The 19484-nt window shown below is 59.6% G+C and carries 22 protein-coding genes and 2 pseudogenes; 13 read left to right on the top strand and 11 right to left on the bottom strand.

The annotated features are described in order from the left end of the window. Window positions 1-145: 145 nt before the first annotated feature. Window positions 146-640: an SRPBCC family protein gene (locus ACR9ZQ_RS19050; RefSeq protein WP_481428530.1), complete on the top strand. Its 495-nt coding sequence runs from the start codon at window positions 146-148 to the stop codon at window positions 638-640. Here the strand turns inward: ACR9ZQ_RS19050 and ACR9ZQ_RS19045 are convergent. The 6 genes from ACR9ZQ_RS19045 to hemB form a co-directional block, all read right to left on the bottom strand. After that, on the bottom strand, window positions 630-1019 hold the full coding sequence (locus ACR9ZQ_RS19045; RefSeq protein ID WP_481428529.1) for a type II toxin-antitoxin system death-on-curing family toxin: 390 nt from the start codon (window positions 1017-1019) through the stop codon (window positions 630-632). The two genes, ACR9ZQ_RS19050 and ACR9ZQ_RS19045, sit on opposite strands and share 11 nt — an antisense overlap. Next, window positions 1019-1240, bottom strand: coding sequence for an AbrB/MazE/SpoVT family DNA-binding domain-containing protein (locus tag ACR9ZQ_RS19040; protein ID WP_113324285.1), 222 nt, complete (start codon window positions 1238-1240; stop codon window positions 1019-1021). The genes ACR9ZQ_RS19045 and ACR9ZQ_RS19040 overlap by 1 nt, the downstream gene beginning before the upstream one ends. Window positions 1241-1297: 57 nt before the next feature. After that, on the bottom strand, window positions 1298-2176 hold the full coding sequence (locus tag ACR9ZQ_RS19035; protein WP_481428528.1) for a DMT family transporter: 879 nt from the start codon (window positions 2174-2176) through the stop codon (window positions 1298-1300). Then, window positions 2176-2952 carry an arginyltransferase gene (locus tag ACR9ZQ_RS19030; protein ID WP_113324283.1) on the bottom strand — a complete coding sequence of 259 codons (777 nt, stop codon included), beginning with the start codon at window positions 2950-2952 and terminating at the stop codon, window positions 2176-2178. The genes ACR9ZQ_RS19035 and ACR9ZQ_RS19030 overlap by 1 nt, the downstream gene beginning before the upstream one ends. 183 nt (window positions 2953-3135) lie before the next feature. Then, window positions 3136-3594, bottom strand: coding sequence for an RDD family protein (locus ACR9ZQ_RS19025; RefSeq protein ID WP_481428527.1), 459 nt, complete (start codon window positions 3592-3594; stop codon window positions 3136-3138). A gap of 73 nt (window positions 3595-3667) precedes the next feature. Beyond that, the gene (gene hemB / locus ACR9ZQ_RS19020; protein ID WP_481428526.1) at window positions 3668-4681 is read right to left on the bottom strand and encodes a porphobilinogen synthase; all 1014 of its coding nucleotides are present in this window, start codon (window positions 4679-4681) and stop codon (window positions 3668-3670) included. 134 nt (window positions 4682-4815) lie between these two features. Between hemB and ACR9ZQ_RS19015 the strand changes: the two genes are divergently transcribed. The 3 genes from ACR9ZQ_RS19015 to ACR9ZQ_RS19005 all read left to right on the top strand — a co-directional run bounded on the left by ACR9ZQ_RS19015 (window position 4816) and on the right by ACR9ZQ_RS19005 (window position 6834). Then, window positions 4816-5253: a DUF6163 family protein gene (locus ACR9ZQ_RS19015; RefSeq protein ID WP_481428525.1), complete on the top strand. Its 438-nt coding sequence runs from the start codon at window positions 4816-4818 to the stop codon at window positions 5251-5253. Between the two features lie 129 nt (window positions 5254-5382). Beyond that, entirely contained in the window at window positions 5383-5895 is a 513-nt protein-coding gene (gene ldtR, locus ACR9ZQ_RS19010; RefSeq protein WP_112544669.1) for a transcriptional regulator LdtR, read from the top strand. A gap of 753 nt (window positions 5896-6648) precedes the next feature. Beyond that, window positions 6649-6834: a hypothetical protein gene (locus ACR9ZQ_RS19005; RefSeq protein WP_481428524.1), complete on the top strand. Its 186-nt coding sequence runs from the start codon at window positions 6649-6651 to the stop codon at window positions 6832-6834. A gap of 48 nt (window positions 6835-6882) precedes the next feature. On the opposite strand, the gene ACR9ZQ_RS19000 is transcribed toward ACR9ZQ_RS19005, so the two are convergent. Beyond that, on the bottom strand, window positions 6883-7140 hold the full coding sequence (locus ACR9ZQ_RS19000; RefSeq protein WP_481429334.1) for a zincin-like metallopeptidase domain-containing protein: 258 nt from the start codon (window positions 7138-7140) through the stop codon (window positions 6883-6885). Between the two features lie 502 nt (window positions 7141-7642). On the opposite strand from ACR9ZQ_RS19000, the gene ACR9ZQ_RS18995 reads away from it, so the two are divergent. The 5 genes and pseudogenes from ACR9ZQ_RS18995 (at window position 7643) to ACR9ZQ_RS18975 (ending at window position 12954) form a co-directional block, all read left to right on the top strand. After that, window positions 7643-8944 (top strand): L,D-transpeptidase family protein, encoded by a 1302-nt coding sequence (locus ACR9ZQ_RS18995; RefSeq protein ID WP_310382902.1) that lies wholly within the window; start codon window positions 7643-7645, stop codon window positions 8942-8944. A gap of 182 nt (window positions 8945-9126) precedes the next feature. Beyond that, complete coding sequence (gene glyA / locus ACR9ZQ_RS18990) at window positions 9127-10425, top strand: serine hydroxymethyltransferase (protein WP_113324275.1); 1299 nt, start codon at window positions 9127-9129, stop codon at window positions 10423-10425. A 111-nt stretch (window positions 10426-10536) separates the two neighbouring features. Further along, the gene (gene nrdR, locus ACR9ZQ_RS18985; protein WP_113324274.1) at window positions 10537-11013 is read left to right on the top strand and encodes a transcriptional regulator NrdR; all 477 of its coding nucleotides are present in this window, start codon (window positions 10537-10539) and stop codon (window positions 11011-11013) included. Window positions 11014-11015: 2 nt separating this feature from the next. Then, a pseudogene (gene ribD / locus ACR9ZQ_RS18980) lies at window positions 11016-12334 on the top strand (bifunctional diaminohydroxyphosphoribosylaminopyrimidine deaminase/5-amino-6-(5-phosphoribosylamino)uracil reductase RibD). Then, window positions 12334-12954 (top strand): riboflavin synthase, encoded by a 621-nt coding sequence (locus ACR9ZQ_RS18975; protein WP_481428523.1) that lies wholly within the window; start codon window positions 12334-12336, stop codon window positions 12952-12954. Before ribD ends, ACR9ZQ_RS18975 begins: the two are co-directional and overlap by 1 nt. On the opposite strand, the gene ACR9ZQ_RS18970 is transcribed toward ACR9ZQ_RS18975, so the two are convergent. The 3 genes from ACR9ZQ_RS18970 to ACR9ZQ_RS18960 all read right to left on the bottom strand — a co-directional run bounded on the left by ACR9ZQ_RS18970 (window position 12935) and on the right by ACR9ZQ_RS18960 (window position 14471). Further along, a complete protein-coding gene (locus tag ACR9ZQ_RS18970) occupies window positions 12935-13450 on the bottom strand; it encodes a GNAT family N-acetyltransferase (protein WP_481428522.1) in 516 nt (171 codons plus the stop codon). The two genes, ACR9ZQ_RS18975 and ACR9ZQ_RS18970, sit on opposite strands and share 20 nt — an antisense overlap. 43 nt (window positions 13451-13493) lie before the next feature. Then, window positions 13494-13988 (bottom strand): cupin domain-containing protein, encoded by a 495-nt coding sequence (locus ACR9ZQ_RS18965; RefSeq protein WP_481428521.1) that lies wholly within the window; start codon window positions 13986-13988, stop codon window positions 13494-13496. A 123-nt stretch (window positions 13989-14111) separates the two neighbouring features. After that, window positions 14112-14471 carry a hypothetical protein gene (locus tag ACR9ZQ_RS18960; RefSeq protein WP_481428520.1) on the bottom strand — a complete coding sequence of 120 codons (360 nt, stop codon included), beginning with the start codon at window positions 14469-14471 and terminating at the stop codon, window positions 14112-14114. 343 nt (window positions 14472-14814) lie between these two features. Here ACR9ZQ_RS18960 and ribH point away from each other — a divergent pair, with 343 nt between their 5' ends. The 3 genes from ribH to ACR9ZQ_RS18945 all read left to right on the top strand — a co-directional run bounded on the left by ribH (window position 14815) and on the right by ACR9ZQ_RS18945 (window position 18090). Continuing rightward, the gene (gene ribH / locus ACR9ZQ_RS18955) at window positions 14815-15270 is read left to right on the top strand and encodes a 6,7-dimethyl-8-ribityllumazine synthase (protein WP_007819979.1); all 456 of its coding nucleotides are present in this window, start codon (window positions 14815-14817) and stop codon (window positions 15268-15270) included. A gap of 3 nt (window positions 15271-15273) precedes the next feature. Then, complete coding sequence (nusB, locus tag ACR9ZQ_RS18950) at window positions 15274-15756, top strand: transcription antitermination factor NusB (protein WP_007819976.1); 483 nt, start codon at window positions 15274-15276, stop codon at window positions 15754-15756. A 195-nt stretch (window positions 15757-15951) separates the two neighbouring features. Further along, complete coding sequence (locus ACR9ZQ_RS18945) at window positions 15952-18090, top strand: sodium-translocating pyrophosphatase (protein ID WP_310382906.1); 2139 nt, start codon at window positions 15952-15954, stop codon at window positions 18088-18090. A gap of 72 nt (window positions 18091-18162) precedes the next feature. Here ACR9ZQ_RS18945 and ACR9ZQ_RS18940 read toward each other — a convergent pair whose 3' ends face one another. Next, window positions 18163-18696 (bottom strand): outer membrane protein assembly factor BamE, encoded by a 534-nt coding sequence (locus ACR9ZQ_RS18940; protein ID WP_310382907.1) that lies wholly within the window; start codon window positions 18694-18696, stop codon window positions 18163-18165. 188 nt (window positions 18697-18884) lie between these two features. Here ACR9ZQ_RS18940 and ACR9ZQ_RS18935 point away from each other — a divergent pair. After that, window positions 18885-19476, top strand: a pseudogene (locus ACR9ZQ_RS18935) (ubiquinol-cytochrome C chaperone family protein). Window positions 19477-19484 lie beyond the last annotated feature (8 nt).

The raw sequence follows: 19484 nt of genomic DNA, 5'->3' as shown, positions 1-19484 counted from the left end.
GAGCAATTCCTCTATGTCTGTCCTGTCACCCAAAAGAAGGGCCAACAAGAAGGGCAGTGTCGTTCCGCGGGCGGGCGGGATGGCTATAAGCCGTGCGCTTGCGAGCGCGCGCGAACAACGGAGGCCCACCAACGGAGGAACGCCGATGCCCGCCAATACCATCAAACTGCATGTCGCCCACAGCTACAGGGCGCCGCCCGCCACGATTTATGATGCCTGGCTCAATCCCGAAATCGCCCGCCGCTTTTTATTCGCGACCGACGACGGCCATGTCATCCGCGCCGATATCGAGCCGCGCGTCGGCGGCCGTTTCATCATCGTCGACCGCCGCCCGACCGGCGACGCCTTTCATCACGGCGTATTCCTGGAGTTGAAGCGCCCCAGACACATCGTCTTCTGCTTTTCGGTCGAGGAGCACGACCACAATTGCGATCGCGTCGAAATTGATATCGAGCCGCTCGGCAGCGGCAGCCGCCTCACCGTCACGCATGAAATGTGCGCGGAATGGGCGGAATACGAGGAAAAGACTCGCCAGGGCTGGACGCATATCGTCGAAGGGCTGGATCGGGAACTGGAGCTTTCCGCTGGTTCGAAACGATCGAATCCCGAAGCAGGCCAGTCCGCCGGCGCTATGGCATGAGCGGGATCGTGTGATCGCGCAGGAAGCGCGTCGCTCCGTCCTCGTCGATTTCGCCCGTCGCGATCCCCATGGCGAAGGTGTAGAGGAGCGCATCGGAGGTTTCTATCGAATGACCGTGCCGAAGCAGAAAAACACCGCAGCTGACAATGGCGATCCGTTTGTTTCCGTCAAGAAAGGCGTGATCGCGTCCTAGTCCGAAGAGATATGCGGCGGCCAGTTCGATGACGTCATCGCACCCGTAGTTTGCCTTGTTGATCGGGCGTCCGAGTGCGGATTCCAGCGAACCTTCATCCCGAAGGCCGGCGAGGCCGCCGAAGCGTTCGATCTGCATTGCATGCATCTGCTCGACAAGCCGCCGGCTCAGAAACTTAAAAGCCATTATTCCGCGAGCTTCTTGAGAGCGACCTTATATTTTTCCATGAACAGGCGGGCTGCATTAAGCTCTTCTGAAATATCTTCATCAACGGGCGTTAGGTAGAGCGTCCCGCCCTCGGTCTGAAGCTCAAAGGAATCCCCAGCCTTCAAGCCGAAACGGTCCAGAACTTCCTTCGGAATGATGACCCCTTCCGAATTGCCGATTTTGCGGATGGTGACGTTCATAGATGCTTCCTGTGGCAACAAGGTTATAACAGAAAATAGGTCATAATCACTCGCCGATCAAGCGGCCTGAACGCTCTTGCCTTTCGCCATCCAGACGGAATGGGCAGCAATCGCCGCAACGAGTATCGCACCACCAACGAGCGTCATCGTGGCGGGTGTCTCAGCGAAGATCAGCCAGACCCAGATCGGCGCGAGTACCGTTTCCAACAGGTAGAACATGCCGACTTCGGGCGCGGAGAGGTAACGCGGTCCCGTCGCCAGGCACCAGAAGGCGACCGGCATCATGATGGCGCCGTTGAAGACGATCCAGCCGGGATGCGTGATTGAGAGTCCCGAAGGCAGGACCTGCGCCAGGCCGAGTGCGGCTGGCAAGATTGCGGCAAGCAGTGGAACGAAACCCATCTCCCGGCGCGAGGCCCGTCCGACAGTGATGGCGGCTGCGAGTACCAGCGCGCTCAAAAGTGCCATCGCGTCGCCGAAGACGTGGCCGCTCGAAAGTCCCTCGCGCACGATCAGCCCGACGCCGAAAATCATGAACAGCATGGTGATCAAAGTTACCGGTTGCGGCTTCTCCTTGAGAAACAGCCAGGACAGCAACGCCCCGAACATCGGGTTGAAGGCGACGATGAAGACAACATTGGCGGTGGCCGTGTTGAAGACTGCCAATACGAAGGTCACGGAAGAGAGGCCGTATAGGACCCCGGCCAGTAGACCGGGACGACCCGGAACGAGCAGCGGCCATCTGCCGGAGAAAAGGCGCATCGCAATCAGGATGACGAACGTGGCAAGAACCGTCGCCAAGCTCCGCGCGGTGAAGATCGACCAGATCTCGCCATCGGCGAGGCGAACGAGCGGAATGTCCATGGAAAGCGCCAGCCCGCCGACTGCCGTCAGCAGCAGGCCTTTCCGATGATCGGAAAGGTGGGGAAGGGGCATCAGTCCTGCGGATCGTCCTGGAGGGAAGAGGGATCGAAGCGTTCCCAGCCGCGCGGCGTCAGATGTTCCTGCGGCTGGAAGCGTGTCTTGTAGTCCATCTTCCGCGATCCTTGAACCCAGTAGCCGAGATAGACATGCGGCAGGCCGAGCGCTCTCGTGCGGCGCACATGATCGAGGATCATGAAGGTGCCGAGCGAGCGCCGGTCGAGATCGGGATTGAAGTAGGAATAGACCATGGAGAGCCCGTCGCTCATCGTGTCGGTCAGCGCGGCGGCGAGCAACTCGCCCTTCGGCCGCGTTTCCAGCCCGGAGCCTTCCTCGCGCCGGCGGTATTCGATGATCTTGGTGTTCACATGCGTATCTTCCACCATGATCGCATAATCGAGCACGGTCATATCGGACATGCCGCCCTGCTGGTGGCGATAGTCGAGGTAACGGCGGAAGAGGGAATATTGCTCGCTCGACGGCTGGGCCGGAAATTCCGTGGCGATGATATCGGAATTGCTCGCCAGCACCCGCTTCATCGATTTGGTGGGTTCGAACTCCTGCGCCAGGATGCGCACGGACACACAGGCGCGACAGGCCTCGCAGGCGGGGCGGTAGGCAATGTTCTGCGAACGGCGGAAGCCACCCTGGGTCAGGATATCGTTCATCTCCGCCGCTCGGGGGCCGACGAGATGGGTGAAGACCTTACGCTCCATCTCATGCGGCAGATACGGACAGGTAGCCGGAGCCGTCAGATAAAACTGAGGGGATGGCGTGGTCTGCGTATTCATCTCTTGCGGAGATTTCCTTTCGGGGCGCCTGTCATTTCAGACAGCATGACGCAAGAATAAAAAACGTCAACAGCGCGGCATTCAGTGCCGCGCAATCGAATATTCGATTTCTTGGATATGGCGCCCTTTTGTGGCCGGCAAAGGGCGGCCGGAGACTTTATTTCGTCCCCCGCCGGGAAGGAATCAGCTGGTGCGGACCGTAGCCGTGCCGACGAGGAAATCGTGCAGCAGGCGCGAGCGCTCTGTGAACAGGCCAACCAGCAGAATCAGCGGCGTCAACACCGAGTTCAGGATCCAGAACAGCGCCAGATGCGCGATCGCCATGAAGAAGTCCATCTGACGTCCGTCGACGCGCACGATCGCGATACCCATCGCGCGCATGCCGAGCGAGGCCTGTAACGGACCGCCGACACCCAGGCCGAAGTAGATGCCCGCGACGATGACGTACAGGGCCGGGAAAAGAATAAAGCCGAGCCCGAACGTGACGATCCCGAGGAAGAACACCACGACCGCTGCCGGAATGCAGAGCAGGGCGATAATGATGTAGTCGAGAATGAATGCGAAGACGCGACGGCTGAGCACACCACTATAGGCGCGCCAGTCCTCCGGTGCGGCATAAAGCGGATTGGGGTTGTAGCTCATCCATATCTCCCTTCGAAAGACGATGCCGCTGATATGGTATCGTCAGGGGGAAATACAATAATTCGCCAGAAAATCACCTTTTTGCGAGGATTTTCGCCACTTCCGGCGCAAAATAGGTGAGGATGCCGTCGCAGCCGGCGCGCTTGAAGGCAAGCAGCGTCTCCATCATGATCCGCTCGCCATCGATCCAGCCGTTCATCGCCGCAGCCTTGATCTGCGAATATTCGCCCGAGACCTGATAGGCGAAAGTCGGCAGGCCGAAGGCCTCCTTCACGCGCCAGCAGATATCGAGATAGGCAAGCCCCGGCTTGACCATCAGCATGTCTGCTCCTTCCTCGACATCGAGGGCGGCATCGCGGATCGCTTCGGTGCCGTTCGCCGGATTGATATAGTAGCTGTTCTTGTCGCCCTTCAGCAGGCCCTTGGTGTTGATCGCTTCGCGATAGGGACCGTAGAAGCCGGAAGAGAATTTCGTCGCATAGGACATGATGCCGACGCTCTGGTGCCCGGCGGCATCGAGCCCGCGGCGGATCGCGCCGATGCGCCCGTCCATCATCTCGGAGGGGGCGATGATATCGGCGCCGGCATCGGCCTGCAGGATCGCCGCCCGGACGACCTGATCGACCGTTTCGTCATTGACGATCTCGCCGTCGCGCAGGATGCCGTCATGCCCGTGGCTGGTGAAGGGGTCGAGCGCCACATCGGTAATAATGCCGATATTGGGTACCGCCTTTTTGATGGCCGCTGTCGTCTGATTGATGAGGTTATTGGCAACCAGGCTGTTGGAGCCCGTTTCGTCGCGCAATTCCATCTCGATGTCGGGGAAAGTGGCAAGCGCCGGGATGCCGAGATCGGCAGCTTCCTTCGCCGCTTCGACCGCCTTGTCGACGCTCATGCGGTTCACGCCCGGCATCGCCGCGATCGGATCGACAATGCCTGTTCCCGGGACGACGAAGATCGGCCAGATCAGATCGTCAACCGTCAGGCGGTTTTCCTGCACCAGCCGGCGCGTCCAGTCCGCCTTGCGGTTGCGCCGCATACGGCGGTGACCGGTGATTTCATCGACGAGATGCGTCTTGTCCTGCATGATATCTGTCCCTGGGCCATTCCATTTATCGGAGCGCTCATTATCATGCGCCCCGGAAAATCCAAACCGGACGATTGGCCGCGGCGGATGAAAGCCGAACAACTGAAGCTGCAACTCGAGTGTGATCTCTCGCCATGGAAACCGATTCTCCGACGATACCGAAGCGGACGCTGACGGATATCTTCTTTATCTTCTTCCTGCGGCTCGTTGCCGTTTCCTGCTTCTGGTTCGGCCTGCAATATTGGGCGATGCTCGTCGGCTACTCGCTCGTCGGTGCCGGCCGCTTCGATCTGTTGAGCCTGCCGTGGAAGGTCGCAAGCACCTCCCTTGCCGTTCTTTTCCCTGTCGCCTCGCTCGGCCTCTGGCTCACCGTCTCCTGGGGGCCGGTCATCTGGGTGCTGGCCGCCGGCGGCCAGATCCTCATGTACGGCCTGCTTCCGCAGATCTTCGGACCCAATCGGCTGATCATCCTGTTCCACGTGATCGTGGCCGTAATCTACTGGATTTTCAGGCTTTCCCTGTGGCTGGAGCGGCGCCGGCAACGACGCCAGGTAAGCGTTGATTTACCCTGATACATCAAGGGGTTTCCGGTAAGCCTCTGTTAAGCCTGCGGTTTAAGTCGAATTTTATATGTATTCGATAGGGTCTCACTCAAGGCGGGAAGAAAACGACACCGCCAAACAAAACAGTGAGGCAGTCAAATGAACACGAAAATCAAGCCGCAGGCGGCATCGACTTTCCATGCACACGAACAGGGCATCCGTGATCTTTACATGGAATCCCTTCATCTTGTTGAACGTCTTCACCGTCGTCTGCTGGACGTCATCAAGGACGAGTTCGACCGTCAGGGCCGCAGCGATGTCAACGCCATCCAGGCGCTCCTGCTCTTCAATATCGGCAACTCCGAGCTGACCGCCGGCGAGCTGCGTTCGCGCGGCTACTATCTCGGCTCGAACGTTTCCTACAACGTCAAGAAGCTGGTCGACCTCGGCTTCATCAACCACCAGCGCTCCCGCATCGACCGCCGCTCGGTCCGCATCAGCCTGACCGAAACCGGCCAGGACATCGCCGAAACGGTGGCCCGGCTCTACGAACGCCACATCGCCTCGATCGACAAGGTTGGCGGCATCGGCACCGACGAGTTTACGCAGATGAACAAGCTCCTGCAGCGTCTGGATCGCTTCTGGAACGATCAGATTTTGTATCGCCTCTAATCATTTAAAGAGTTGATATTGCTTCAACATTAGAATGCCCTGACTGGCGCGCGAAGGCGTAAAAGGGCACTAGATGGTATGCGGTGGCGCAGGTTTGCGCGCCACTTGCGTGCCAGCGATTTCCGACCTCCAATCGGCACCTTGAGCGCAACGCGGCTTTCCCTCCGCGATGCGCTTTCTACTTTTTGCAGGGCCATGCCTTGTTGAAAGCATCCCAAATGAGTGTCGGCCCGCAGTTCGTCATGGATGGAAACGCGCGAGCCTTTGACGCTGTAGGTGCAAACCTTATGGCGCGGCCCGCGCGCCGGAGTTCATGCCTACGCAGTATTCAAAGGCAGATCATGTCGATCCAGATAGACGAGCAAAGAAACCCAAAGACCGCACCAGTCGTCGTTCTTGCCGTTTTAGGTCTGATTGGCGTCGTTTTCGCAATTAACTAGCGCTGGATCATCTTTATTTTCCTCGCACTAGCAGCGCTTTGTGGATGGTACTTAGCCTGTGAAAAGTGCACCTTTGCGTAAACTTTGGTCGCGCAATCCGTATTTATTGGGATTTGCAGGGATAAGTCGGAACTTCTCATGGAAATCAACCAGATGCGATGGCGGTGGAGCTCTATTTTTATTAATGACACCCCAAAAGCATCGAGCCTCCATACGGCTTTCCTAAGTATTGCTATTGCCCGAATCACTGGTTTCGGCGTAATGCGTAGCAGTAGCAGGCGAATTTTTCTTTACTTTAAGGAGAAATGCGCCCATGCAAGACCCGAAAGACTCTCTCAACATCGAAATCCTTGGCTTTAAAGCTTCTGCTGTCGGACGCTTCACAGTTATCGCCGTCCTGACCTTTCTGCTGGGACTGGTCATCTTCTGCTGGGCTTTTGGTCCGGGCCAAATCGGCCAGTGGTATCCGCGCCAGCAAATCGAGACATCTGCCAAATGATGGCCGCCAAGAGCGGGGATCGTCATCAGGCGGATGGAACGCGCCTCATCACCATCTCCGCAACAAAAATAGCTCGCCACACCACGGCAGGTGCAGCGAGCAATACTCGTTACTAAGCGGCTTCGCGGTTTTCCCCGGGTTCGGGAATGCCTTCTTCGAAAGCCAATCCGAGGCCTGTCCGGCGTAGCTAGCAGCGTTGAAGATCGCCCAATTATCTTCCTTCAGTGCCTTCAGCCAATTGTCGATGTAGCTGGCTGATCGGAAGGAAGCGGGGGTACGGCCTGGCTGAACAGGGAAGGGTGGAATGATGTGATTGCCGGAGAGGCACCTTCCGCCATTTGGCGAACGATCAAATCTTGTGTCGCCTCTGAGACCCGCAACCTCCTTTCAGTTTAAGAAAACCGGACGCGCTCCCTGCCCATCCCGCTTCGCCGCTCACCTCTGCGTGGCATCTTTGCAACGCACGCCAGACAAGCGCTAGGCCCGGTATTCAAGCCGTTTTTTAGTCGTTATTAACCAGCACGGTTTACCCGTCATATGGTTCGTTGCATGCGGTCTCCGGCAACCGGCAGTCTGTCTTGCGGTCCGGCAACACGAATTGGCCATATTGATGTGACAGCGGAATATTCGGTAGCCGGCGCTTCGATGAGCCATCGGGACATCTGAGTTGCTCCTCGCAATCTTGTGATGGGACTGGCGGAATTTCCAGGTGCGCCGGAAGAACGAACGGATAGGGATCTGCGTTAAAGCGCAGAATATCGCAAAGGGCCGCGGGTTCCTCCACCGTGGCATTGAGTGGTTGGGACGAATGTCTAAGAAGAACGGAATTGAAGCTCTCTCGCGCCGCGCCTTCCTGGCGTCGGCGGCAACGGTTGGTGCCGGCGCGCTTGCCGGACCCGCATTCGCGCAATCGGCGCTCGATGGGCTCCTGAATGCCCCGAAACGCGGCAACTGGGACGACCAGTTCGACGCCAAGGCCGCCTCGCGCACGGCGACTGCCGTTCTCTCCAATACGCCGATACTCAGCCCGCAGTCGGTGCCGAGCACCCAGCAGGCGATCATGCAGTATCAGCAGATCGCGTCTGCCGGCGGCTGGCCTGAGGTCAATCCGGGCGATCAGCGCCTGCAGCTCGGTGTTAGCTCCCCCACCGTCCAGGCGCTGCGCCAGCGTCTCGCGATCACCGGCGATCTGCCGCGTGAAGCCGGCCTGTCCAACGCCTTCGATTCCTATGTCGACGGCGCCGTCAAGCGCTTCCAGGCCCGTCACGGCTTGCCGGCCGATGGTGTGCTCGGCGAATTCACGCTGAAAGCGATGAACATTCCCGCCGATGTGCGCCTGCAGCAGTTGAACACAAACCTCATACGCCTGCAGACCTTCCCGGAAGACCTGGGCCGTCGCCACCTGATGGTCAACATTCCGGCTGCCTATGTGGAAGCTGTTGAAGACGGCAGCGTTGCAACGCGTCATACCGCAGTTGTCGGCCGCTTGAGCCGCCCGACGCATCTCGTCAACTCGAAGGTTTACGAAGTCATCCTCAACCCGTACTGGACGGCACCCCGCTCGATCGTCGAGAAGGACATCGTGCCGCTGATGCGCAAGGATCCGACCTATCTCGAAAAGAACGCCATCCGCCTGATCGACGGCAAGGGCAACGAAGTCGCCCCTGAAACAGTCGACTGGAACGGCGAGGCACCGAACCTGATGTTCCGCCAGGACCCGGGCAAGATCAACGCCATGGCGTCCACCAAGATCAACTTCTACAACAAGAACGGCGAGTATATGCACGACACGCCGCAGCAGGGCCTGTTCAACAAGCTCATGCGCTTTGAATCCTCGGGCTGCGTGCGCGTCCAGAACGTGCGCGACCTATCGAACTGGCTGCTGCGTGAAACGCCCGGCTGGAACCGTCAGCAGATGGAGCAGGTGATCGCAAGCGGCACCAATACGCCGATCAAGCTCGCCACCGAAGTTCCTGTCTATTTCGTCTATATCTCGGCCTGGGGCATGCCCGACGGCGTCGTTCAGTTCCGCGACGACATCTACGAGATGGACGGCAATGCCGAACTGGCCCTCGACACCACTTCGGGCATGGAGCAGCCGGTACAGTAAGTCCGGCTTATGGAATTCACGGAAAGCCGCGCCATGTGCGCGGCTTTTTCATTCCGGCGATGCGGCATTCGACGCAAAATGTTCGGCCCGCGCGCTTAGCCCAGCAAATGTCGTTCTTCGTATTGCCCTCGCATCGGCGGGGCGCTAATACCTTGGCCGCATTCCAGTGAAGGAGCCAGCCCATGACCAATGCTTCCACCGAATCCTTCTTCAATCGCTCGCTCGCGGACGTCGATCCGGAAATCTTCGGCGCGATCGAAAAGGAACTCGGTCGTCAACGGCATGAGATCGAACTGATCGCATCCGAGAACATCGTTTCCCGCGCCGTTCTGGAAGCCCAGGGCTCCATCATGACCAACAAATACGCCGAGGGTTATCCGGGCAAGCGCTATTACGGTGGCTGCCAGTTCGTCGATATCGCCGAGGAACTGGCCATCGAGCGCGCCAAGAAGCTCTTCGGCGTCAACTTCGTCAACGTTCAGCCGAACTCCGGCTCGCAGATGAACCAGGCCGTATTCCTGGCGCTGCTGCAGCCGGGCGATACTTTCATGGGTCTCGACCTGAACTCGGGCGGTCACCTGACGCATGGTTCGCCTGTCAACATGTCCGGCAAGTGGTTCAACGTCGTGTCCTACGGCGTGCGCGAAGGCGACAACCTGCTCGACATGGATGATGTCGAGCGCAAGGCCAAGGAACACAAGCCGAAGCTGATCATCGCCGGCGGCACTGCCTATTCCCGCATCTGGGACTGGAAGCGCTTCCGCGAGATCGCCGACAGCGTCGGCGCTTACCTGATGGTCGACATGGCCCACATTGCCGGTCTCGTTGCCGGTGGCGTGCATCCGTCGCCGTTCCCGCACTGCCATGTTGCGACCACCACGACCCACAAGTCGCTCCGCGGCCCGCGCGGCGGCGTCATCCTGACGAATGACGAGGATCTGGCCAAGAAGTTCAACTCGGCTGTCTTCCCTGGTCTCCAAGGCGGCCCTCTGATGCACATCATCGCCGCCAAGGCCGTTGCCTTCGGCGAGGCGCTGCAGCCGGAATTCAAGGAATATGCCGCCCAGGTCGTCAAGAACGCCAAGGCGCTAGCCGAAACGCTTGTCGCCGGTGGACTCGACGTCGTCTCGGGCGGCACCGACAACCACCTGATGCTGGTCGACCTTCGCAAGAAGAATGCCACCGGCAAGCGCGCAGAAGCCGCACTCGGCCGCGCCTACATCACCTGCAACAAGAACGGCATCCCGTTCGACCCTGAAAAGCCCTTCGTCACCTCTGGTGTACGCCTCGGCGCGCCGGCCGGCACGACGCGCGGCTTCAAGGAAGCGGAATTCCGCGAGATCGGTAACCTCATCGTCGAGGTTCTCGATGGCCTGAAGGTTGCCAATTCCGACGAAGGCAATGCCGCCGTCGAAGCTGCCGTCCGCGGCAAGGTGGTGAATCTGACCGATCGCTTCCCCATGTATGATTACATGGGCTAGAGCGCCGTGCGCCCGTTCGGGCGCACTAAGGACGCTCTAACTCTTTAAATCTACGCATCAGGCTTTCCGAAAATCGGTTACGATTTTCGGGCCGATGCTGAAGGAGAAGGCATGCGCTGCCCCTATTGCGGTTCGGAAGATACGCAGGTCAAGGATTCACGCCCGGCGGAGGATAACACCTCCATCCGCCGGCGTCGCATCTGTCCGGATTGCGGCGGACGCTTCACGACCTTCGAGCGCGTGCAACTGCGCGAGCTTATGGTCATCAAGAAGACCGGCCGCAGGGTACCCTTCGATCGCGACAAGCTTGTCCGTTCCTTCGATGTGGCGCTGCGCAAGCGCCCCGTCGATCGTGACCGTATCGAGCGCGCCGTCTCCGGCATCGTGCGCCGGCTGGAAAGCTCTGGCGAAACGGAAATCTCCTCCGAGCAGATCGGCCTGCAGGTTCTGGAAGCCATGAAGAGCCTCGATGACGTCGGCTTCGTGCGCTACGCTTCGGTCTATCGCGATTTCTCGCATGCCGAGGATTTCGAAAAACTGATCGCTGAGATCAACGCCAAGATCGGCCGCGATCCGCTGGACGTCTGACCATGGGCGAGGGGATCGCGCGGCCTGAGGACGAACGCTTCATGGCAGCCGCGATCCGCCTGTCGCGCTGGCATACGGGCCAGACTTCCACGAACCCGTCCGTCGGCTGCGTCATCGTTCGAGATGGCGTGATCGTCGGTCGTGCCGTGACCGCGCTCGGCGGCCGCCCGCATGCCGAGCCGCAGGCGCTCGCCGAAGCGGGTGAACTTGCCCGTGGTGCGACGGCCTATGTCACGCTCGAACCCTGCTCGCATCATGGCAAGACGCCACCCTGTGCCGAGGCCCTGATCGCTTATGGCGTCGGTCGCGTCGTCATCAGCGTCACGGATCCCGATGTCAGAGTTTCCGGCCGCGGCATTACCATGCTGCGCGATGCCGGCATCGAGGTGACCTCGGGCGTATTGGAGGAAGAGGGCAAGCGATCGCTGGCAGGCTATCTCACCCGCCAGACGAAGAACCGCCCCTATGTGACTCTCAAACTTGCGGTTTCTGCCGATGGCATGATCGGCCGCGAGGGGGTAGGGCAGGTGGCGATCACAGGTCCGGAGGCGCGTGCCCAGGTGCAGGCGCTGCGGGCCGAAACCGATGCGATCCTTGTCGGTATCGGCACGGCGATTGCTGACGATCCGCTGCTGACGGTGCGGACACCGGGCCTTGAAGCGCAATCACCCGTTCGCATCGTGCTCGACCCCAATCTGGCCCTGCCGCTGACGAGCAAGCTTGTCGAAACGGCGCGGGAGGTGCCGGTGATTGTGGTGGCGAGTGAAGAGATTTCACCGCTGGGATCGGAGGCGGACGGGACACCCCCCTCTGTCCTGCCGGACATCTCCCCCACAAGGGGGAGATCGGCAAGGCGCTTGCTCCGAATTCCCAAGATGGTAGCTCGTCACCCGCAACGGAAAATGTAGAGCAGGGAGCCAGCCCCCAGCCAATCTCCCCCCTTGTGGGGGAGATGTCCGGCAGGACAGAGGGGGGTAACGCACCCGCCGACCCCACCGAGATGGACTCCCGCCGCGCCGCACTCGAAGCCGCCGGCGTCGAGGTCCTCTACTGTAATCCCTATCACCCCGAAGTCCTGCTGCCGGCGCTTGCCACACGCGGCATCTCCTCGCTCCTGGTCGAAGGCGGCGCGAAGACTGCGAAGCTTTTCCTCAAAGCCGGACTCGTCGATCGCATCCAGGTTTATCATGCGCCTGTCGTCATCGGCGACGGCGGTATTGAATCCCCGCTGCAGGCAACCGACATACCATCCGGTTTCGCCCACGGGGGCACTTACATATTCGGCGCGGATCGCCTGGACGAATACGAAAGAGAGAATTGATGTTCACCGGAATTGTCACTGATGTAGGCACGATCGAATCCGTTTCGGCGCTGAAGGAAGGCATCAAGCTTCGCGTCGCGACAAATTACGACCCGGCGACCATCGATCTGGGCGCTTCCATCTCTCATTCAGGCATCTGCCTTACCGTGACCGGCCTGCCGCAGGATGGCAGCAACGGCCGCTGGTTTGAGGTTGAAGCATGGGAAGAGGCGCTGCGCCTCACCACTATTTCCACCTGGCAGGCGGGCAGCCATATCAATCTCGAGCGCTCGCTGAAGATCGGTGACGAACTTGGTGGCCACATCGTTTCCGGACATGTCGACGGCAAGGCCGAGATCTTGTCTGTGACGGAAGAGGGCGACGCCACGCGTTTCCGCCTGCGCGCACCCACCCAACTCGCGAAATTCGTGGCGCCCAAGGGTTCGATCGCGCTCGATGGCACGTCGCTGACCGTCAATGCCGTCGATGGCACGGATTTCGACGTGCTGTTGATCCGCCACACGCTGGAGGTCACGACCTGGGGCGAGCGCAAGGCCGGCGACTTCGTCAATTTCGAGGTCGATACGATGGCGCGTTATGCCGCCCGCCTTGCTGAGTTTCCTAGCGCGAAAGCTGAATGATCGGACCGTTATAGTCGGTCCGGGCCGTTTCCCTGAAACCGAGCTTGTCCGCGACCTTGAGCGACGGCGCATTATCAGGGCTGATGATGCAGGTCATCACCCGTCCCGGAAACTGCTTCTCGCCCCAGCCGATGATCGCCTTCAGCGCCTCCGTGGCATAGCCCCTGCCATGGGCTGAAGGGATCAACGCCCAGCCCACCTCCATCGTGCCTTCGATTGAAGGCTGCATCTCGCGTTTTGCTTCGAGGAAACCCGCTTCACCGATGAAGCGGCCTCCATCCTTCTCTTCGATCGCGAAAAAACCGAAGCCCATGTGATGCCACATGCCGGCAAGGCGCAGCAGGCGCGACCAGCTTTGTTCGCGGGTAGAAGGCACGCCGCCGATGAAGCGCACGACGTCTTCGTCGCGCCAGAGTTCGAAATGCGCGTCGAAATCATCGAGCCGGTGCGCGCGCAGAATGAGCCGTCCGGTTTCCAGTGTCGGAATATCGATCATGAATAGGATGCTCTGAAACGAGGGGTGACGACGGTGCTTTTTATCAAAGGCCCGGCTCGCCATCCCAGTAATCAAGCGCATTTTCTCCCCGGCCGATATGGTCGAAGGAGCTGCCGTCGCGATTGGTCTTGGCGAGGAATTTGCCGGAATCGGGATATTCGCAGATCTCGGTCTTCGCCTTGGTCGACAGGCCCAAATAGATAAGCGGCGTTGATCCGGTATTGATGATCTGATGGGCCGTTTCCGGCCCGCCCGAGGGCGCGCCCAGCACGTCGCCCTTCTTGATCGGATAGCGCCGGTCGCCGAAGCGATATTCGCCCCTGCCCTCGATGATGTAGAAGAGCTCGTCTTCAACATGGTGGTTGTGAAAGGGGCAGCCAGATTTGCCGGGCGGCACTTCGCTGTAGCTGATGCCGAGATTGGCGAGCCCTAGATCTTTTCCGAAAGACGTGTCGCGGCTTTCGAAGAGCCTTCCCCTCGTCCAGTGTTCGAGGGAGAGATCGGCCGTGTTGATGACCGGTTTTGCGTTCGTCGCCATGGGGTCCTCCGCTTTGGCGAGAAGACAATCCAATCCGGCGGAAAATGCAACAGCGATTTCGATAGAAGGCGGAATGGACAGTGAGGAGATCAACCGCCCATGCCGCCTTCCAAGCTGGCAGCCTCAGCGAACGTAGAACGTAATGCTGCCGTCGGCTGCCTGTTCGGCGTTCACGACATTGCGGATATTGACGCCATCATTGTTGAGCTGGTGTGCCAGCGACCTGTTGGCATCAATGGAAGCCTGAATGGCGTGGACAGCGCTTTGGGAGCGCTGGAGGACGGAGCGCGGGCCGGTGCTTTCGTCGTCGAGGTTGTGCCAGTTATAGACGGGCTGGATGTCGAAGTTGTTGCCCTGGAAGGTGCGCAGCGTCTGTTCGATGCCCTCTGCGCTATTCATGCCAAGGCTTTCAGCCTGGCTGACGCCAGCAAATGCAAGGGAGGAGAAAGCGGCGGCAATGGTGATTTTAGCAAGGCGGTTCATGATGGTATCCTTTCGTCTGCAGCGGCGGTCGGCTGTCAACAGGGGATCGTCTGCGTTACGACTGAGATTTGGCGCTGCAGCATTGTTCTTTCAATGGATTAAGCTACTGAAAATCAATTACAAATTGTTCATGAATTCTGCCTTGGATTTGCCGTTATTGCGTCACCCGGCTAAGCATGTTTTTTGCGTCGTTGCACCCGACGAAGCGCGCCTGAGCTATCCCATTGCAGATATTTTGTCTTTCCTTCAGAGCACCACCCGAATTTGCTTGCCATTCGTTCGAAGGCATGTTTTGACCGCGGCCTGCCCGAGTGGAAAATGCCCCTCCAACCGAAGGTGAACCATGCCGAAAGAGACCGCTCCCCATATTTTGATCGTCGAAGCACGCTTCTATGACGACATGGCCGATGCTCTTCTGGAAGGCGCGACCTTCGCGCTGGAAGAAGCGGGCGCCACCTTTGACGTCGTCACCGTGCCCGGCGCGCTGGAAATTCCGGCGACGATTGCCATGGCGCTCGATGGCGCGGATAATGATGGCACGCAGTATGACGGTTTCGTCGCACTCGGCATGGTCATCCGCGGCGAGACCTATCATTTCGACATCGTGTCGAACGAGTCCTCGCGCGCGCTTATGGATCTCGCCGTCAGCGAGTCCCTTGCCATCGGCAACGGCATCCTGACCGTCGAGAACGATGAACAGGCCTGGGTGCGCGCGCGCCGCTCGGAAAAGGACAAGGGCGGTTTCGCCGCCCGTGCAGCTCTCACCATGATCGAGCTGAAGAAAAAGTTGGGTGCATAAAGAATGACTGACGAAAATACCGAACGACCGGTCAAGGCTGCCAACCAGCGGGGCGCTGCACGCCTCGCGGCTGTGCAGGCGCTTTATCAGATGGATATCGGCGGCACCGGCGTTCTGGAAATCGTGGCGGAATACGAGGCGCATCGCCTGGGCCAGGAACTTGACGGCGAAACCTATCTGAAGGCCGATGCCGGCTGGTTCCGCTCGATCGTCTCAGGCGTCGTACGCGACCAGCTCCGCCTCGACCCGCTGATCGCCTCTGCCCTGCAGGACGACTGGGCGCTGTCGCGCCTGGACAGCACCGTCCGCGCCATCCTGCGTGCCGGCGTTTTCGAACTCGTCGACCGCAAGGACGTGCCGGTCGCCGTCATCGTTACCGAATATGTCGAGATCGCTCGTGCCTTCTTCGACGACGATGAGCCGAAGCTCGTCAATGCCGTTCTGGACCGCATCGCCAAGCAGGTGCGTGGCGACCAGAAGAAATAGGCACTTAGCCGCCAAACGATCCCTCCCTTTCTTTCTTCGGAACTGCAAGGCTTTTGAAGTTTTGCAGTCTTGACGCGACGTTATCGACCACGCAATCTCCGCACGCCTGTTGAGCGTTTCTGTGGAGAGGAGTCGATTCAGCAGCATTCGTCGCCGGAGAAGGAGTGAGTTCCGGCTTATGGGAGGAAAGAGCGAATGACCATTCTTTTATTGGTAATCGCATGTGGCCTGCTCTCGGTGGTCTATGCCATCTGGGCAACCCGGTCGGTGCTTGCCGCCGATCAGGGCAACAGCCGCATGCAGGAGATCGCGGGCTATATCCGCGAGGGCGCCCAAGCTTATCTGACGCGTCAGTATAGAACCATTGCCATCGTAGGCATTGTTGTTTTCATTGCAGCATGGCTGCTTCTTTCCGCTACGGCCGCGATCGGTTTCCTGATCGGCGCCGTCCTCTCGGGTGCTGCCGGCTTCATCGGCATGCACGTCTCCGTCCGCGCCAACGTGCGCACTGCCCAGGCTGCATCCGCGAGCCTCTCGGCCGGTCTGGACATCGCCTTCAAATCGGGTGCGATCACCGGCCTTCTGGTTGCCGGCCTCGCGCTGCTCGGCGTCTCCATCTATTATTATGTGCTGACGATCGTGCTCGGCCACGAGGCCGGCTCGCGTGAGGTCATCGATGCCCTCGTGGCGCTCGGCTTCGGCGCATCGCTGATTTCGATCTTCGCCCGTCTCGGCGGCGGCATCTTTACGAAGGGTGCCGACGTCGGCGGCGACCTCGTCGGCAAGGTCGAGGCCGGTATTCCGGAAGACGATCCGCGCAACCCCGCAACCATTGCCGATAACGTCGGTGATAACGTCGGCGATTGCGCCGGCATGGCGGCCGACCTTTTCGAAACCTACGCAGTGTCCGTCGTCGCCACGATGGTTCTTGCGTCAATCTTCTTTGCTGGCGCACCTATCCTGCAGTCGGCTATGATCTATCCGCTGGCAATCTGCGGCGCCTGCATCATCACTTCGATCATCGGCACCTTCTTCGTCAAGCTCGGCTCGAATGGCTCGATCATGGGCGCCCTCTACAAGGGCCTCATCGTGACGGGCCTTCTATCCATCATTGGTCTTGGTGCCGCGACCTCGATGACGGTCGGTTGGGGGTCGCTCGGGCAGGTCGCTGGTTTCGACGTCACCGGCACGAAGCTCTTCTTCTGCGGTCTCGTTGGCCTCGTCGTCACAGCGCTGATCGTCGTCATCACCGAATATTATACCGGCACCGGCAAGCGCCCGGTCGTTTCGATCGCTCAGGCATCGGTCACCGGCCACGGCACCAACGTCATCCAGGGCCTTGCGGTATCCTTGGAATCGACGGCACTTCCGGCAATCGTCATCGTCGGCGGCATTCTTGCCACCTATCAGCTCGGCGGTTTGTTCGGTACCGGTATTGCGGTCACAGCCATGCTTGGTATCGCCGGCATGATCGTAGCACTCGACGCTTTCGGACCGGTAACGGACAATGCCGGCGGCATCGCCGAAATGGCCCATCTACCACCAGAGGTACGCAAGTCCACTGATGCGCTTGATGCTGTCGGCAACACGACAAAGGCTGTTACCAAGGGCTACGCCATCGGTTCTGCTGGTCTCGGTGCGCTGGTTCTCTTCGCGGCCTATTCCTATGACCTCAAATATTTTGCAGCGAATGGCGACAAGTTTCCTTATTTTGCCGGCATCGGCGAAATTTCCTTCGATCTTTCCAACCCCTATGTAGTGGCGGGATTGATCTTCGGAGGTCTCATTCCTTACCTCTTCGGCGGGATCGCAATGACTGCCGTCGGCCGTGCGGCTGGTGCGATCGTCGAAGAAGTGCGCCGGCAGTTCAAGGAAAAGCCCGGCATCATGCAGGGTACGGAAAAGCCGGATTACGGCAAGGCCGTCGATCTTCTGACCAAGGCCGCGATCCGAGAAATGATTATCCCGTCGCTGCTGCCGGTGCTGGCGCCTATCGTCGTCTATTTCGGCGTGCTCATCATCTCCGGCTCCAAGGCGTCGGCCTTTGCAGCACTTGGCGCATCGCTGCTCGGCGTCATCATCAACGGTCTCTTCGTCGCGATCTCGATGACCTCGGGTGGCGGCGCATGGGACAATGCCAAGAAGAGCTTCGAAGACGGCTTCGTCGACAAGGACGGCGTGCGCCATATGAAGGGCTCGGAGGCTCACAAGGCATCGGTGACGGGTGATACCGTCGGCGATCCCTACAAGGATACGGCCGGTCCCGCCGTCAACCCGGCGATCAAGATCACCAACATCGTGGCGTTGCTGCTGCTGGCGATTCTTGCGCATTAAGACGCGCTAGCCAACAGAACAAAAACCCGCCGGATCGCTCCGGCGGGTTTTCTGTATGGGAAACAGCTTGCTTTAGCGCAGGCTGGACGGGTTCTGCGGTGTGCCGCCGGCACCGCCACCGAAGAGGCTCTTGGCTGCATTGGCCGCGCTGCCGCCGGACAGCATCTGCTGCAGGAAGGTGAGTTCGCGCCCGCCCGTCGGCGTAACGCGGGCAATCGTGTCGAATACCTTGCCGTCCTGCAGGGTGTAGTTGGCGCGGCGGGTCACGACGCCGTCCTTGTCGAAATAGATGGCGAGAATGCTCTGCTCGGTGACGCGCAGCTTCTGGTAGGCCATCGAGCGTTGGCGGCGCTGCGAGATGTAATAGAAGACTTCGCCGTCGAAGGTTGCTGTCGTGGACGGTGTACCGAGCGACAGCAGCACCTGCTCGCGGCTGGAACCCTCAGGCACCAGCGCCAGCGACTGCTGGTCGACGATATAGCCGCCGTTCAGCACGGTGCTCGTCTGGCAGCCTGAAAGGGCGGTGGTGGAGGCGATTATGATGGCTATGGCCGCATTGCTGAAGAATTTCATGTCTGACTTGAAATACCGTTTCTTCAACGACATCTACTCCCTTGAGTATCGATAGCAGCCATTCCAAATACTGCGTGCTTCCTCCTGCAAAACCATTGTGGCCATTCCGGGGTCGAACTCTCCCGATCCGCCTCGTTGTGCACCGGAGCGCACCTGTCCCGAAACCGGCCACGAACAGCATTGCAATTCGCGCCTGCTTCGGTAAACCAGCTTTCGAAATCATGCAACAAGGCCCGGTGCCGCTCGGCGCCAAGAATGCGGCATTTCCGGAAAAAACAAATGATCTTCGGGCTCTTCGGTAAGAGAAACAGCAACCAGACCATCGTCGAGCGGCAATATGCGGCTCTTACGGCCGCTGCCCGCATGCCGGAGCTCTATGAGCGCCTTGACGTGCCCGATACCGTCATGGGCCGCTTCGAGATGCTGTCGATCGCCATGATCCTGTTTTTCCGCCGCACCCGCACCTCCGGGACGAGCGGCCAGGAGATCGCCCAGGAAATCGTCGATGCCTTCTTTCAGGATATCGACTATTCGATTCGCGAACTCGGCATCGGCGACAACAGCGTGCCGAAGCGCATGAAGAAGCTCGCGGGCATGTTCTATGGCCGGCTGGAAGCCTATTCGAAGGCTATGGATGCCGGTGATGCCGCCGCTCTTTCCGCAGCGCTTCAGCGCAATATTTATCCCGAAACAGCTGAGGCCGCCGACATGAGCGGCCTCGCGCAATGGATGATGGCGGCGGAAGCCCACTTGTCGGCCATTCCCGAAGAGGCGATCGCCACCGGTTCGGCGACGATTCCCGAGGTCGCCTGAGGAGTAGA

This window comes from Rhizobium sp. KNZ14-9A (assembly GCF_056755015.1).
Note: the sequence above shows the minus strand (reverse complement) of the source record. Positions and strands in the feature narration are given on the sequence as shown.

Excerpts from the sequence above, each read along its gene's own strand:
- ACR9ZQ_RS19050 (WP_481428530.1), top strand. The coding sequence starts at position 146 with ATGCCCGCCAATACCATCAAACTGCATGTCGCCCACAGCTACAGGGCG.
- ACR9ZQ_RS19045 (WP_481428529.1), bottom strand. The coding sequence starts at position 1,019 with ATGGCTTTTAAGTTTCTGAGCCGGCGGCTTGTCGAGCAGATGCATGCA.
- ACR9ZQ_RS19040 (WP_113324285.1), bottom strand. The coding sequence starts at position 1,240 with ATGAACGTCACCATCCGCAAAATCGGCAATTCGGAAGGGGTCATCATT.
- ACR9ZQ_RS19035 (WP_481428528.1), bottom strand. The coding sequence starts at position 2,176 with ATGCCCCTTCCCCACCTTTCCGATCATCGGAAAGGCCTGCTGCTGACG.
- ACR9ZQ_RS19030 (WP_113324283.1), bottom strand. The coding sequence starts at position 2,952 with ATGAATACGCAGACCACGCCATCCCCTCAGTTTTATCTGACGGCTCCG.
- ACR9ZQ_RS19025 (WP_481428527.1), bottom strand. The coding sequence starts at position 3,594 with ATGAGCTACAACCCCAATCCGCTTTATGCCGCACCGGAGGACTGGCGC.
- hemB (WP_481428526.1), bottom strand. The coding sequence starts at position 4,681 with ATGCAGGACAAGACGCATCTCGTCGATGAAATCACCGGTCACCGCCGT.
- ACR9ZQ_RS19015 (WP_481428525.1), top strand. The coding sequence starts at position 4,816 with ATGGAAACCGATTCTCCGACGATACCGAAGCGGACGCTGACGGATATC.
- ldtR (WP_112544669.1), top strand. The coding sequence starts at position 5,383 with ATGAACACGAAAATCAAGCCGCAGGCGGCATCGACTTTCCATGCACAC.
- ACR9ZQ_RS19005 (WP_481428524.1), top strand. The coding sequence starts at position 6,649 with ATGCAAGACCCGAAAGACTCTCTCAACATCGAAATCCTTGGCTTTAAA.
- ACR9ZQ_RS18995 (WP_310382902.1), top strand. The coding sequence starts at position 7,643 with ATGTCTAAGAAGAACGGAATTGAAGCTCTCTCGCGCCGCGCCTTCCTG.
- glyA (WP_113324275.1), top strand. The coding sequence starts at position 9,127 with ATGACCAATGCTTCCACCGAATCCTTCTTCAATCGCTCGCTCGCGGAC.
- nrdR (WP_113324274.1), top strand. The coding sequence starts at position 10,537 with ATGCGCTGCCCCTATTGCGGTTCGGAAGATACGCAGGTCAAGGATTCA.
- ACR9ZQ_RS18975 (WP_481428523.1), top strand. The coding sequence starts at position 12,334 with ATGTTCACCGGAATTGTCACTGATGTAGGCACGATCGAATCCGTTTCG.
- ACR9ZQ_RS18970 (WP_481428522.1), bottom strand. The coding sequence starts at position 13,450 with ATGATCGATATTCCGACACTGGAAACCGGACGGCTCATTCTGCGCGCG.
- ACR9ZQ_RS18965 (WP_481428521.1), bottom strand. The coding sequence starts at position 13,988 with ATGGCGACGAACGCAAAACCGGTCATCAACACGGCCGATCTCTCCCTC.
- ACR9ZQ_RS18960 (WP_481428520.1), bottom strand. The coding sequence starts at position 14,471 with ATGAACCGCCTTGCTAAAATCACCATTGCCGCCGCTTTCTCCTCCCTT.
- ribH (WP_007819979.1), top strand. The coding sequence starts at position 14,815 with ATGCCGAAAGAGACCGCTCCCCATATTTTGATCGTCGAAGCACGCTTC.
- nusB (WP_007819976.1), top strand. The coding sequence starts at position 15,274 with ATGACTGACGAAAATACCGAACGACCGGTCAAGGCTGCCAACCAGCGG.
- ACR9ZQ_RS18945 (WP_310382906.1), top strand. The coding sequence starts at position 15,952 with ATGACCATTCTTTTATTGGTAATCGCATGTGGCCTGCTCTCGGTGGTC.
- ACR9ZQ_RS18940 (WP_310382907.1), bottom strand. The coding sequence starts at position 18,696 with ATGTCGTTGAAGAAACGGTATTTCAAGTCAGACATGAAATTCTTCAGC.